This is a genomic window from Hydrogenovibrio sp., from assembly GCF_965140365.1.
Taxonomy (GTDB): domain Bacteria; phylum Pseudomonadota; class Gammaproteobacteria; order Thiomicrospirales; family Thiomicrospiraceae; genus Hydrogenovibrio.
In genome coordinates this window covers 602,847-617,098 of record NZ_OZ223196.1, presented here as the reverse complement: position 1 = coordinate 617,098, position 14,252 = coordinate 602,847, and the positions used below count along the sequence as shown (strand labels likewise).

Annotated in this window: 12 protein-coding genes and 1 other RNA gene; 1 reads left to right on the top strand and 12 read right to left on the bottom strand. The window is 50.7% G+C overall.

Annotated elements, in window-relative coordinates; translation table 11 throughout:
* Positions 1-11 precede the first annotated feature (11 nt).
* The 12 genes from murG to rnpB all read right to left on the bottom strand — a co-directional run bounded on the left by murG (position 12) and on the right by rnpB (position 13,384).
* Positions 12-1,073: an undecaprenyldiphospho-muramoylpentapeptide beta-N-acetylglucosaminyltransferase gene (gene murG / locus AC0KH7_RS02895; RefSeq protein ID WP_472370532.1), complete on the bottom strand. Its 1,062-nt coding sequence runs from the start codon at positions 1,071-1,073 to the stop codon at positions 12-14.
* Positions 1,070-2,248 (bottom strand): putative lipid II flippase FtsW, encoded by a 1,179-nt coding sequence (gene ftsW, locus AC0KH7_RS02890; RefSeq protein WP_472370530.1) that lies wholly within the window; start codon positions 2,246-2,248, stop codon positions 1,070-1,072. Before ftsW ends, murG begins: the two co-directional genes overlap by 4 nt.
* Entirely contained in the window at positions 2,245-3,594 is a 1,350-nt protein-coding gene (murD, locus tag AC0KH7_RS02885; protein WP_472370528.1) for a UDP-N-acetylmuramoyl-L-alanine--D-glutamate ligase, read from the bottom strand. The genes ftsW and murD overlap by 4 nt, the downstream gene beginning before the upstream one ends.
* A 77-nt stretch (positions 3,595-3,671) precedes the next feature.
* Positions 3,672-4,757, bottom strand: coding sequence for a phospho-N-acetylmuramoyl-pentapeptide-transferase (mraY, locus tag AC0KH7_RS02880; RefSeq protein ID WP_472370526.1), 1,086 nt, complete (start codon positions 4,755-4,757; stop codon positions 3,672-3,674).
* Positions 4,758-4,814: 57 nt separating this feature from the next.
* Positions 4,815-6,227, bottom strand: a complete 1,413-nt coding sequence (locus tag AC0KH7_RS02875; protein ID WP_472370524.1) for a UDP-N-acetylmuramoyl-tripeptide--D-alanyl-D-alanine ligase — start codon at positions 6,225-6,227, stop codon at positions 4,815-4,817.
* 3 nt (positions 6,228-6,230) lie between these two features.
* On the bottom strand, positions 6,231-7,718 hold the full coding sequence (locus AC0KH7_RS02870; protein WP_472370522.1) for a UDP-N-acetylmuramoyl-L-alanyl-D-glutamate--2,6-diaminopimelate ligase: 1,488 nt from the start codon (positions 7,716-7,718) through the stop codon (positions 6,231-6,233).
* On the bottom strand, positions 7,715-9,484 hold the full coding sequence (locus AC0KH7_RS02865) for a peptidoglycan D,D-transpeptidase FtsI family protein (protein WP_472370520.1): 1,770 nt from the start codon (positions 9,482-9,484) through the stop codon (positions 7,715-7,717). Before AC0KH7_RS02865 ends, AC0KH7_RS02870 begins: the two co-directional genes overlap by 4 nt.
* Positions 9,456-9,812 (bottom strand): cell division protein FtsL, encoded by a 357-nt coding sequence (gene ftsL / locus AC0KH7_RS02860; RefSeq protein WP_472373778.1) that lies wholly within the window; start codon positions 9,810-9,812, stop codon positions 9,456-9,458. The genes AC0KH7_RS02865 and ftsL overlap by 29 nt, the downstream gene beginning before the upstream one ends.
* Positions 9,813-9,860: 48 nt before the next feature.
* The gene (ftsZ, locus tag AC0KH7_RS02855) at positions 9,861-11,063 is read right to left on the bottom strand and encodes a cell division protein FtsZ (RefSeq protein WP_472370518.1); all 1,203 of its coding nucleotides are present in this window, start codon (positions 11,061-11,063) and stop codon (positions 9,861-9,863) included.
* Positions 11,064-11,159: 96 nt separating this feature from the next.
* Positions 11,160-12,098 (bottom strand): 16S rRNA (cytosine(1402)-N(4))-methyltransferase RsmH, encoded by a 939-nt coding sequence (rsmH, locus tag AC0KH7_RS02850; RefSeq protein ID WP_472370516.1) that lies wholly within the window; start codon positions 12,096-12,098, stop codon positions 11,160-11,162.
* 1 nt (position 12,099) lies between these two features.
* On the bottom strand, positions 12,100-12,561 hold the full coding sequence (gene mraZ, locus AC0KH7_RS02845) for a division/cell wall cluster transcriptional repressor MraZ (protein WP_472370514.1): 462 nt from the start codon (positions 12,559-12,561) through the stop codon (positions 12,100-12,102).
* 457 nt (positions 12,562-13,018) lie between these two features.
* Positions 13,019-13,384, bottom strand: an RNA gene (gene rnpB, locus AC0KH7_RS02840) — RNase P RNA component class A.
* A gap of 328 nt (positions 13,385-13,712) precedes the next feature.
* On the opposite strand from rnpB, the gene AC0KH7_RS02835 reads away from it, so the two are divergent.
* Positions 13,713-14,243: a DUF2062 domain-containing protein gene (locus AC0KH7_RS02835; protein ID WP_472370512.1), complete on the top strand. Its 531-nt coding sequence runs from the start codon at positions 13,713-13,715 to the stop codon at positions 14,241-14,243.
* The last annotated feature ends 9 nt before the right edge of the window (positions 14,244-14,252 follow it).

Here is a 14,252-nt window from a genome sequence, read left to right as displayed (position 1 = left end):
TTAGCCACGTCTCAAGACGTTTTCACTACCTGTTCCAATTCGGCAATAATATGCTCCGTGGCCGCTTTCGGCGCACCGGCTCGAATCGATTCGGAGGCATCACGACAAACAGTGGCATCCAACCAGTGATGCAACCCTTCCATCAATCGCTCCGGCGTCAATTCGGTTTGCTGAATCACTTCCCCGCCTTTCAATGCCACCAGTGCTTCAGCATTCGCGGTCTGGTGATCGTCCACCGCATGCGGATAAGGCACCATAATCGCTGGACGAGCCACCGCCATCAGTTCCGAGACCGTCAGAGCACCGGAACGGCAAATCACCAAATCGGCTTCACGATACGCTTGAACCATGTCATCAATAAAGGGGACGACTTCAGCGTCAACCCCCGCTTCAGCATAGGCTTTCTGCGCCGCGGTCAGTGTTTTTTCACCGGTTTGATGGCGTACCAAAGGGCGTTCCGCCGGCGGCAACAGCGCCAACGCTTTCGGAACCGTTTCATTTAACGCCAAAGCCCCACGGCTCCCCCCCACGACTAACAGTTGGCGCGGTGAATGCGGCATCACCGTCTGCAAAGCTTCCAACCCTTCACGAACCGGATTACCAAGTTGCACCACCTGCCGCCCACGAATTTTTTGCTGGGGGAAGGCGCAAATCACCCGTTTAGCAAACGGTGCCAACAATTTATTGGTTAAACCGGGAATGGCATTCTGCTCATGAAGCACCAGCTTTTTCCCTAACGTCAAAGCCGCCAAACCGCCCGGGCCACATACAAAGCCCCCCATGCCCAGCACCAAATCCGGCTGCGTTTGCAAAATAATCTTTCTGGCCTGCCACCAGGCACGTGCAATATTAAACGGCGCTTTCAACCACCCCACTAAACCATTGCCGCGCAGCCCTTTAATGGAAATGGCATAAAACGGTAATTGCGCCTGTTCCACCCAATTTTTTTCCATTCCGCCAGCCGTCCCTAGCCAAACGGTTTCCACATCCTGCTTGGCCAATGCTTGCGCCACAGCAATGCCCGGAAACACGTGTCCACCGGTTCCGCCAGCCATAATCAACACCCGTTTCATATCGCCGCCTCCCGCTCAGTATCGCGCTCCTCTGACCGTTCCGACAAAGGCCTTTGCTTGGTTTCATAGTCCACACGCAGCACCAAGCCAAGCGCCACCATCAAAATCAGTACGCTGGAGCCGCCATAACTCATCAGCGGCAAGGTTAACCCTTTGGTTGGGAAAAGACCAAGATTCACGCCCATGTTAATCATCGCCTGCAACACCACCCAAATGCCCACACCATAGGCAATCAATCCGCCGAAATATTCCTGTTTGTCAAACGCCTTGCCGCCGATGCGGAAACAACGGTGCAGAATAAATAAATACAATAGAATCAAAAAGGTTACACCCAGCAAACCAAATTCTTCGGCATAGATGGAGAACAGAAAATCGGTATGTGCATCCGGCAGGTATAACAGTTTTTGTACGCTCTCACCGATACCGACGCCAAACCATTCACCCCGCCCGGAGGCAATTAAGGCCTGCGTCAACTGATAACCGTGACCGAACGGGTCGGACCAAGGATCGAGGAAATTCGTCACCCGCGCCATACGATAGGGCGAAGTAATGACCATCATCACCAGCAAGGTACCGATCGGCAAAACGGTCATGGCGAAGAACCGCCAAGGGGCGCCGGCAATCAATAACATCCCGGTGATAATGACCGCAATCACGAAGGTACTGCCGAAATCCGGTTCCAACAGTAGCAAAATCGCCATCACCCCGAAGGGGAGCGCCAGACGAATCACGGCTTCGAAACTTTCTCGCACGGCGGTGGCGTGCCGATCCAGGTAGCCAGCCATAAACACCACCACAGCGATTTTCATAAACTCCGACACTTGGAAATTCATGACGATCAGCGGCAACCAACGTTTACTGCCGTTGATTTCCCGCCCGAAGATCAGCACCGCCACCAGCAAGACCAAGCCCAAAATAAACAGTTGACCACGATGCTTTCGCCAAAAAGACAAAGGGATTCGGAAAACAATGTAAGCGGCCAGAGTCCCTAACCCCATGGAAAACAATTGCCGTAAAAAATAATGGGTATCGTCCCCGAAACGTTTTTCACTGATGGCAATCGAACTCGACGCCACCATCGCCAGCCCGAGGGTCATCAACACCGCTATCGCACCAATCAACCAATAATCGGTCTGCCAACCGGCACTGTGTTCACGCCAATCCCGAACACTCATTGCGCCACCTTGGACAATCCGCCCACGGTTTCATGCACCCAATATTCAAAGGCCAAGCCTCTTTCAACGTAATTTTTAAACTGGTCGAAGCTGGCACAAGCCGGCGAAAACAATACAATATCACCGGCTTTAGCCACCGGCTTGGCCAATTGAATGGCTTCTTCCAGTGTTTCCACAAAAACGGTTTTAGCCGCCGGCAAGTTTTGCGCAATCAATTGGCGATCTCGTCCAAACAGAATGGCTTGACGACAATAGTGTTCCACCGCCTCGCCCAGTTCGGAAAAATCAGCGTCTTTACCAACCCCTCCGGCCAGCAAAATCACTTGTCCTTTTGAGGCTTCCGCGGCCGATTCAATTGCGGTGACGGCGGCACCGACATTGGTGCCTTTGGAATCGTTAATCCACTGAACCCCGTCCACTTCCAGCACCAACTGGGTGCGATGCGGCAACCCCTGAAAACGGCTCAAAACCTTTTCAAACACCGCATCCGACACCTGAAACGGACGGCACAACGCCATCATGGCCAAAGCGTTCAATTGATGATGCATGCCCTGTTGCGCCATGGCCGACACCGGCACAGACGGATGATTTTCCCATCCCAGCCAGGCCTGGCCGTTTTGGGTAATCAGGCCATAACATTTTTCCGGCAAACACTCGGCTTCCATCAGACCGAAACGTACTTCTTCATCCGGTTTAGCCATATGTAAAACTTCAAATTCCTGCGGCAACACGGCCAGTTCGGTATCGTTCAACACCGTCATTTTTGCTTGAATATAATCTTCCAGTCCGACGTAACGATCCATATGATCTTCGGAAATATTCAAAACCGTTGAAGAGATGGTTCGTAACGAGTAGGTGGTTTCCAGCTGGAAACTCGACAATTCCAACACATAAACATCGAACTCGGTGTCATCGGTCAACAAATCCAAGGCCGGGCAACCGATATTACCGCCGATTCCAACTTGATAACCGGCTTCGCTCAACGCTTCCGCCACCAAGGTGGTGACCGTACTTTTACCATTGGAGCCGGTAATCGCTACAATCGGCTGACCGACGGCACGGGCAAACAACTCGATGTCGCCGATGACTTCCTTCCCGGCTTGGATGCAAGCCTTTACCCAGGGTTCGGACTTGGCAATGCCCGGGCTCAAAACGATGGTATCGATCTTATCGCACCAAGCCACCGGGATTTTCCCCGTCTTAAACTGCACCCCGGGAAATTGCGCTTCTAAATCGCGGGTGTCAAGCTGCTCACGCGTATCAAAAGCGTAACAGGCTTCGCCCTGACTGGTGAAATATTTCAGTACACTTTGGCCGGTAACTCCCAACCCTGCAACAAGATACATGGCAACCCTTTCTGGTTAATTTCTTAATTAACTTCTTATGCACGTTAAAACGCGCTTTGATTTTTGAATGCGTTCCGCTAACGAATTTTCAAACTGGCCAGACCGATCAGCACCAGAATAATGGTAATAATCCAAAAACGCACGATGACCTGCGATTCGTGCCACCCCTTTTGTTCAAAGTGGTGATGCAACGGGGCCATCAGGAAAATACGCTTGCCGTTTCGTAAACGGTAAGATCCGACCTGCAAAATCACCGACAGCGTTTCCGCCACGAAAATACCGCCCATAATAAACAACACCAATTCCTGGCGCACCGCCACGGCCACCACACCTAAAGCGGCCCCAATCGCCAAGGAACCCACGTCCCCCATAAACACCTGTGCCGGGTGGGCATTAAACCACAAAAAGCCCAGACCGGCCCCGGCCAAGGCCGCACAGAAAATCGCCAATTCTCCGACGCCCGGAATGTACGGAATCTGCAAATAATCGGAAAAATACAAATGCCCCGACATATAAGCGAACACCCCCAACGCGCTCGACACCATCACCGTCGGCATAATGGCCAAGCCATCCAGTCCATCTGTCAGGTTCACCGCATTCGACGTACCGACAATGACAAAATACGCCAACACCACGGTCCAGGCACCCAAATAAATAAAGGTGTCTTTCATATACGGAATCAACAACTGGGTTTCCGCCGGGACTTTTGCCAGGGCGAATAGGCTGTAAGCGGCCACCAGGCCAATGACCGATTGCCAGAAAAACTTGGTACGCGAGCGCATCCCGTTCGGGTCTTTGTACACCACTTTTTGATAGTCATCAATAAAGCCGATAATCCCGAAACCCAGCATGGTCAAAGTGGCGATTAACAAATAATGGTTGGTCAAATTGCCCCACAGTAAAACGGCAATCGACACTGAAAAAAGAATCATCACCCCACCCATGGTCGGGGTACCACTTTTTACCAAATGACTTTCCGGTCCATCCAAACGAACGCTTTGTCCGACCTTCAAGCGAATCAGCCAACGGATGACTCTAGGGCCAATGATGAAGGAAATGATCAAGGCAGTCAGCACACTCATAATGGTGCGCATGGTAATGTAATTAAACACCCCGAACCCGGAAATGAATTGTGCCAAGTAATCCGTCAAATAAATTAACATGTTGGTTTCCTTAAATCTGTTAAATAGTCTCTGACTGAATCAGAGATTCTAGGGCCTTCACCCGTTACCCTTCCGGTCCGCCACCGTCGCGACGATGGCTTGGCTGACCTTTTCCATTTGTGTTGAACGCGACCCTTTCACCAGCACATTCTGAACCTGGTTTTGTTCGATTAATTCAAGCGCACGGGCAATTAAGGCTTCCTGCGTTTCGAAGTATTCTCCGCCTTCGCCAAATGCTTCCGGCATGGACTGCGCGGCCACGCCGAACACCAATAAAGACGTCATGCCTTTTTCCTTGGCATAACGCGCCACCTCTTCATGCAGACTCTGCGATTCGGCACCCAGCTCCGCCATCGCGCCCAAACAGGCCACCGAATCCCCCGGCAAACCGGTTAAGGTTCGAATCGCCGCCTTGACCGACGCCGGGTTGGCATTATAGGTATCGTCAATTAAAACACCCTGCGGTAAGACTGACTTTTGCAAACGCCCGGCCACACCATCAAAATCTTCCAGGCCTGGCTGAATTTGCTCCCATGTCAGCCCCGCGGCCAGACACGCGGCCACCGCAGCGGCGGCATTCATGGCATTATGAAAACCGAGCATCGGCATACTGGCTTGAACGGAACGCTCCGACCCCAAGCCATCGAGCCCGGTCAAACGTAACGTAAAATGGATGCGATCATGATTTTGCTGAAATGCGGCCAAGCGGACATTGGCCTGTTCACTTTCACCGAAACTGAGCACATTCAAATCCAAACGTTTGGCCTTGGCACACCAAACCTCAAACCCCGGCGAGTCGGTATTCAGCACAATCGTCCCGCCCGGCTTCAGGCCGTCCATGATTTCGCCTTTGGTTTCAATCACCCCTTCCAGCGAGCCAAACCCTTCCAAATGCGCGCCCGCCGCCAAGGTGATAACCGCAACGTCAGGGCGAGCAATATTGGTCAAATAATGAATTTCCCGATGGTGATTCGCGCCCATCTCGATCACGGCGTACTCGTCAGAAGACGTCAATTCCAACAGGGTGCGCGGCAAACCGTAATCGTTATTCAAATTCCCGGCGGTCGCCAACACTTGCGCCTGTTTGGCCAAAATATTTGCCAGCAAGGCTTTGGTGGTGGTTTTGCCGTTGGAACCGGTCACGCCGATTAGGGCTTTCAATTGCATTTGTTGCCGATGCCAAGCCGCGAATTCGCCCAGGGCAATGCGGGTGTCTTCGACCAGCACCGACGGCACAATGGTTTCCACCGGTTCGGAAATCAACACCGCCACCGCGCCTTGCTTGACCGCTTCGGCAATAAAAGCGTGACCATCAAAATGAGCACCTTTTAACGCCACATACAAAGCACCCGATTTCAAGGAACGCGTATCGGTGCTGACCGAATCAAACCGAATCGGGTCTTCGCCGAGTAATTCTCCGGTCAGAACGCCGTTTGTCGCTTCCACCAATTGTGATAATGTCCAGGCCATAGCTTATGCCTCTCCTTGTCTTGATAACGACTGGAACGCTCTTTCCACAGCGCCCTGATCGCTCATCGACCGTCGCTGGCCGTTAATTTCCTGATAGTTTTCATGCCCTTTTCCTGCCACAACCACCACGGCTTGCGAACCGGCCTGTTGGATGGCCGTTGAAATCGCTTGTTCACGGTCATGAATCACATCCGCGGGGGTATCGAAGCCGGCTTGAATGTCGGCCACAATCGCCTGCGGCGATTCAGACCGAGGGTTATCATCGGTCAAAATCACATGGCCGCTCAATTGTGCCGCCACCTGCCCCATCAGTGGCCGCTTGCCTTTATCTCGATCCCCTCCGCAACCGAATACGACCCACAAATCATCCTGTCCGGTCGGTAAATGCTGCCCCACCGCCGCCAAAACCGCTTGCAGCGCATCCGGCGTATGAGCGTAATCAATCACCACCGTTGGTCGGTTTGGATGGGTCATCACTTCCATTCTGCCCGGCACAGCTCGTAAATGTGTGACGGCTTTTTGAATATCTCTCGAGTCCAAACCACAGCACCAGGCACAACTGACGGCACACAAGAGATTTTCCACGTTGAAACTGCCCATCAATGGCAAATCAAAACGGCATTCTCCGGCCGGTAATTGCAGTCGGCCTCGCAGGCCTGTCGGTAGAAACGACACCGATTGTAAACGGACATCGGCCCCCGTTGACACCTGAGAATAAGTCAAAATTGTTTGATGGGTTTGCTCGGCCAGCACCGCGCCGGTTTCATCATCGAGGTTCAATACCTGACAGCGGCTCGGATACAGCTCGAACAATTGTTTTTTCGCCGCACGGTATTCAGCCTCGGAACCGTGAAAATCCAAATGATCTCGTGTCACTTGGGTCAGCGCCACCACATCAAATTGCAAACCGGCAATACGATTCAGGCTGACGGCATGAGAAGACACTTCCATCACCACGTAATCGACTTCTTGCTGCGCAAAGTGCGCCAGCCACTCATTCAACACCAACACTTCCAGAGTCGTGTTTTGGCTGGGCTGTAAGTCACCGATCACACCATTACCTAAAGTGCCCATCAAAGCCACTTTATGCCCGGCGGCCTGTAATAGTTGACCCACATAATGAGAGGTGGAGGTCTTACCATTGGTGCCGGTAATGCCGATGATTTTCACCCGACGACTCGGATCATCGTAAAACCATTTCGCCAAATCCGGTAAACGACCTTTCAAGCCCTTAACCGAGTACACAGGGCACTCCCGTTCTGAAACATCAAAATCCGCCAGGCCTGCCGCATCGGTCAGGATGGCGCAGGCACCCATTTTTTCGGCTTGTCCGGCAAACGCCATGCCGTGACAAGAAATGCCCGGCAACGCAATAAACACCGTACCGGGTTCGACCTGCCGGGAATCGATCGTTAACTTCGAAACCGGCACATCCGCCAAGCCGGTTACGTCCAAACCGAGGAATGTAAACAGTGCGTTCAAGCCCTTCACGACTCATCCTCCAGCACTTCATCAGGCGGTACATTATTCAAGCGCAATGCTTCTTGCATCACCTCTTTAAAAACCGGAGCCGCCACCTTGCCCCCATAATAAATGCCACGACTGGGTTCGTTAATGGCCGTGACCATAATGTATTTGGGATTCGACACCGGCACAATGCCGGCAAACAATGAAATGTATTTATTCTGTTCGTAGCCGCCGATTTTGGTGCGGTGCACTGTGCCGGTTTTACCGGCCACGCGGTAGCCCTCGATATTCGCTTCCGGCGCCGTGCCCTTTCGCGCCGCGACTTTTTCCATCATTGCCAGCACCGCTTGCGCCGACTCTTTCGACACCACTTGTGTGCCTTCCGGCACGTCATTTAATTTCAGCAAGCTGACGGGTTTGATCTTACCGTCATTGGCGAAAATCAAATAGGCCTGCGCCAATTGCATTAAATTGATGTTAAAGCCGTAACCAAATGAAGCCGAGGCCTGGTCAATTTGCTGCCATTCGGTTGCCGGACGAATAAATCCGAGGGTTTCCCCCGGAAGAAAAAGTCCCAAGTCCTGGCCGAACCCGACATCATGGTACATTTGCCATTCTTGCTGCGGCGTCATCTTAAACGCGATTTTACTGGCCCCGACATTACTGGATAATTTAATCACCTCACCCGGCGTAATCACGCCATGGTTGCGGGTATCGGTAATACGTTGCCCCTGAATGCGCAGCGAACCGGGACGAGTATCGATTTCATCGTCCAACTGAATGACCCCCAAATCCAAGGCCTTAGCCACGATAAAGGGTTTAACGGTCGAACCGGGTTCAATACGGTCGGCAATCACCCGATTACGCAGACGTTTGCCGGTCAACTGACTGCGATCATTCGGATTAAAGCCCGGTAAAGAAACCATCGCCAAGACCTCACCGGTTTTAGCATCTAGGATGACCGACATAATGGATTCGGCCTGATGGCGAATATAAGCTTTTTTCAATGCATGGTATAAAAAGAATTGCAGGTCTTCATCGATGCTCAACACCAGCGGCTGACCCGGTTCGGCCGGCTCGATGTCTTTTACGAATTCGATGACGCGCCCTGCGCGATCCTTAATAATTTGTTTTTTACCGGCATGGCCGGACAGCCAATCATCATAGGTTTTTTCAATCCCGGCAATGCCGGCATCATCGATATTGGTAAAGCCGATCAAATGACCGACCACTTCACCCGCCGGGTAATAGCGTTTATATTGGTTTTGAACATACAACCCGGGGACATCCAAATCTTCAATTTTGGCGGATAACTCCGGCAAGACACCCCGTTCCACATACATGAAACGTCGGCTTTTCTTTGCCAGCACCTGCCGGGTAAAAGTCTCTTCAGAAACATTCAGCAGCTTCAACATCTCACGATAGGCCTGATACTTGGAGGCAATCAATGCATTGCGCTGTTCGGCCTGTCGTGTGGTCAGGTTTTCTTTAAGCAATTGCGCTTTCTGCTGTGCCGGGTCCAGGTAAAACGACAAGATTTTCGGGTCCACCCAAATCGAATCAATGGGCGTACTCAACGCCAACACCTTGCCGTTTCGGTCATAAATTTCACCACGGGGTGCGGGAATTTCCAAGCTGCGAATCTGGCGTTTATTGCCCTCCGACTGCAAAAAATCGGCTTCTAGAACCTGAACATGGAACGCTTTTGCGAAAATGGCCGAAAACAACAGGACAATCAAGCCATAAATAATCCAGTCCCGTCTAATTCGAGCGTTCGACTGCAGGTGCATCTTTCTTTTCCAAAATAATGGTTTGGGCGTTGTGGTTTTCCGGCGTCTTATCCAAGGTCATCTTCAACTCGGTGCGGGCGATATGCTCCACACGAGCCAAAGCCGTAAGATGATGTTTTTCGAGCATCAGTTTGCCATGCTCTTCATGCAAAGCGACTTCCTGCTTTAAGGCACGCGCGTACTGCGTTTCTAAATGACGAACTTGATGTTGAACCAGAATAATAGCAATGAGGGAAATTAAAACAATGACAAGCAAAAGGAGCGCAAGAAGCCCGCGCCAGTTAACAGAAGATAACTGGCCCAGACTGGGGAGTTTTTGCGACACCATCTGCAAGTTATGTGAACGCTAAGCGATTGTTAGCGACGTTGATTACAATTAATCAACTTGACGACGCAAGAACGCCGGAATATCCAAATAGTTCGAACTGGAGTCAACACTGCCTGTGACACCTCCGTTCACAACCATTTTTGGACGCACCGTTTCCGGAGACTTGCCCGCTTCAGGCGTCGCTTCGGCTTTTGGCGCGGCACTGCTGCGCTGTGCCACTTCTTGCTTTTCGTCCGCTTTACTGGCTTCCACCGCCTGCAGATTCGGTTTCACCACTTCCGGACGTTTCGCATCCGCCACTTCAGACAAACCCGTCGCCACAACCGTAACGCGAATTTCGTCGTTCATCGTTTCGTCAATGGATGTCCCGATAATGACTTTGGCATCTTCAGATGCCACCTGATCAATCACATCACCGACTTCATTGAATTCACCCAAGGTAAAATCCAAACCAGACGTGATGTTTACCAACAGACCACGCGCACCGGACACTGAAATGTCTTCCAGCAACGGGTTGGCAATGGCTTTTTCCGCCGCCTTCACCGCACGCGCTTCACCGGTGGCATGTCCGACACCCATCATAGCAACGCCACGTTCCGTCATCACGGTCCGTAAATCCTCGAAGTCGACATTAATCATGCCCGGGCGAGTGACCAATTCCGAAATACCTTGCACAGCACCGTGCAATACTTCGTTGGCGTAATCAAACGCTTTCGCCAACACGAAATCTTTTCCAAGCACTTTCAGCAATTTGTCGTTTGGAACCGTAATCAAGGAATCAACGTGTTCCGCTAACTGCTGAATACCCGCTTCCGCGACTTTTCCACGACGTTCGAAGCTGAATGGTTTGCTGACGACACCAACGGTCAGGATACCCATTTCACGCGCCGCTTGTGCGACAACCGGAGCCGAACCGGTTCCAGTGCCACCGCCCATACCTGCGGTGATGAACACCATATCCGCGCCTTTCAACGCTTCTTTAACCTGTTCGATGTTTTCTTTGGCGGCTTCCATCCCTTTTTCAGGGTTGGCGCCAGCACCCAAACCATTCGCACCCAATTGAATGCAGGTTTCGACATTGGCGTTCTTCAGCGCCTGAACATCGGTATTGGCACAGATAAAATCGACACCCTCGACTTCCGAGCGCACCATATAGTCGACGGCATTACCGCCACCACCGCCGAGACCAACTACCTTGATCTGAGGCATGCCCGCATCCGCGGAAATGGTTTCTTGTAAATTAAACTTCATGTGATACTCCCCTTAATCAACACAATGTTGCCATGACTTATCGATCCACCGACGTCAGCGAATCCATAAATTTGGTTACGCGATGCAGGCATCGCATTAAATTCGTTCAGCAATCCGCAAAACAGCACTGCGCGATCGCGGATTTTCCTTGCACTCTTCTTCTGTTGGAAAAATCGGTTTACCGACTTTTTTCAACACCGGTTCAACCACTTCGAGCTGAACCGGGGAATCCGGGAACAGGTCCCGGATACGGGATTGATCCCGAATAAACTGTTTCACGATACGGTCTTCCAACGAGTGAAAGCTAATCACCGACAAGCGCCCGTGTGGTGCCAACACTTCAACCGATGCTTCCAATACCGTTTTCAAAACATCCAACTCGCGGTTCACCGCAATACGAATGGCCTGAAAGGTCCGCGTGGCCGGATGCTTGTGCTTGTCCTTTTTCGGCGTCACTTTCGACACCAGTTCCGCCAGTTCTGTCGTGGTATGCAAGCCGTCGGCCGCCACCGCTTCTTTTATATGACGGGCAATACGCCCGGAAAACTTTTCTTCCCCGTACTGCCGTAACACTTGTGCCAGTGTTTTTTCATCAACCTGCTTAAGCCAATCTCTCGCACTCAAGCCGGTTTCAGGGTTCATTCGCATATCCAAAGGCCCGGAACGCATAAAACTGAACCCTCGTTCAGCTTGATCCAGTTGTGGGGATGACACCCCCAAATCAATTAAGATGCCATCCACCTTTCCCAGCCAGTTGCGTTGTTCACAATACGGAACCAATCCTTCAAAGCTGCCATATTGCATTTGAAAACGCTCGTCATCAAAGTGCTGTCGCGCATACTGCACGGCTTCTGGATCCTGATCAATGGCCATCAGGCACCCGTTCGGCCCCAATTTATCTAAAATGGCACGACTGTGACCTCCGCGCCCGAAAGTACAATCGATATAAATGCCATCCGGTCGAATCGCCAGTCCTTCCACAGACTCCGCCAGCATCACCGAAAAGTGGCTGGCGTTTTCTTTCGGCGTCCCCATCTTATAAACTCAACGTGGCCAGCGACTCGGACACATCGCCCACGCCGGATGCCGTATCCAACATTTCCGGACGGCTTTCATCCCACGCACTTTGTGACCACAACTCAAATTTATTGCCTTGGCCAAGCAAGATAGCTTCTTTTTCCAATTTAGCGTGTCCCCGCAATAGGCTCGGCAACAGCACGCGCCCCTGTCCATCCATTTCCATTTCAGAGGCGTGCCCCAATAACAGACGCTGCACCAAGCGTGCTTGCGGGTCCATATTCGGTAGCGACATCAGTTTGCGCTCAATCACTTCCCATTCATCCATGGTGTAAATCAACAGGCAAGGGCTATGCAAATCAATCGTCGCGACCAGCTGATTTTCACTAGCCTCTGAAATCGACTCACGGTAACGCTTGGGAATAGCCAAGCGCCCCTTTGCATCGACATTGATTGAATTGATACCCCGAAAGAACAACATTTATTTCCACTTTTCGCCACTTTCTTCCACTTGTCGCCACTATATTGGACTTTCCAACCACTGTCAAGCACTCCCAAACAAAGATTTTTGAATTTCTGTTTACAGACCAACAACTTAGCGGCGTTAGCAAACAAGACGGCACCCGTTCGTTAAAAAAATTTTACTTTTATTTTTCAATAGGTTAAACAACCAATCAAACAATTAAAATTAAGTATAAAAACTAAGGTTTTGAAAACTAAAAACAAAGAAAGACTTGTGTTCCACTACCAATATAAACACAATATATAGACAAAAACTAAGAAACCAACACAACATATAGGAACAAATTCACCCTGGGGTGAAAAGTGGTGTTTTTTACACACAATACCGCTCAAAGGTGGAAAAAAGTGGGAAAAAATTCAAATTGAAAAAAACAAAGACCGAATCACAATCAATGACATCGAAAAAATGAGGGGGAAATATAAGAGGGTCTATAAGCCGGGTTCTGTACCATTGCTGGTGACAATCATTCATCTAGGGGACGCATCACTACGGCCCTCAAGCAACCTACCCGAAAACCAGGTACGAGCCGCACCTTGCCCAGGCAAAGCCGGGCGTGTTTTCCTATTTGGTCTTGCACTGAATGGGGTTTACCATGCCACAAACGGTTACCCGTTGCGCGGTGCGCTCTTACCGCACCCTTTCACCCTTACCAAGAAACTTGGCGGTCTACTCTCTGCTGCACTTTCCGTCGGCTCTCACCGCCCAGCCGTTAGCTGGCATTCCGCTCTGCAGTGCCCGGACTTTCCTCGAAGTAAAACCTCGCGATTGTCCAACCCTCTTACAGGCGCAAACTCTATAGTAAACCGCTGCAAAAGTCCATCAAATACGGATATAAAAACCTCTAATTTCCTAAAACAACATCGCGTTGCTATGATTTTATTCCAGCAACATAAGAGCGTATTAGTCCATGGAAGCGATTAATCATAATATGAACCACCAGGACGGTAAAAAACCAAGTAGTACCATTTGTAAACCGTCAGCTTTTTTATTCGCATTAACGTTGACGGTTATTTTTATCCTGTTCAACTATTGAGACGGCCTTAAGCTTTATAAGCAAAAGCTGAAATTTCTTCACAGTCCCAATTGAACATACTGTTAAAATAACAGTTATGATTCGTTTTCTTCGGCTAAAAGTCCACCAGATTGGCCGCAAGGCCAAAGCCTCGCCATTTCTGAATAAATATTTTCCAAAATTTCGCGATCGCGTGTATTGGGCCGGTGACCGCTTATCCTTTGCCCGTGCCGGCTTTATCGGTGCTTTCTGCATGATGCTGCCCGTGCCGTTTCAAATGTTGCTGGGCTCGATTCTCGCTTACTACGCCCGCGCCAACATCCCATTAGCGACGGCACTGGCCTGGATCACCAACCCTTTGACAATGGGGTTCATATGGTATGGTGGTTATCGCTTTGGCACCTGGCTACTGAACACCCCACCGTTGCATAATATCGACGCCAATATCGAAATCGCTTCACAACAATGGTTTAGCGAGATTTTTCCCCACATCTGGCAACCGTTTTTCCTCGGAAACATGGTACTCGGCATCATTATTGGCACGGTTTTCTATTTACTGATTGCCCATTTTCACGGCATCAAACTGCTGAAAAACCTCTTCCATAAGCCCGTGAACAAACCGGAATAAAAAACCACC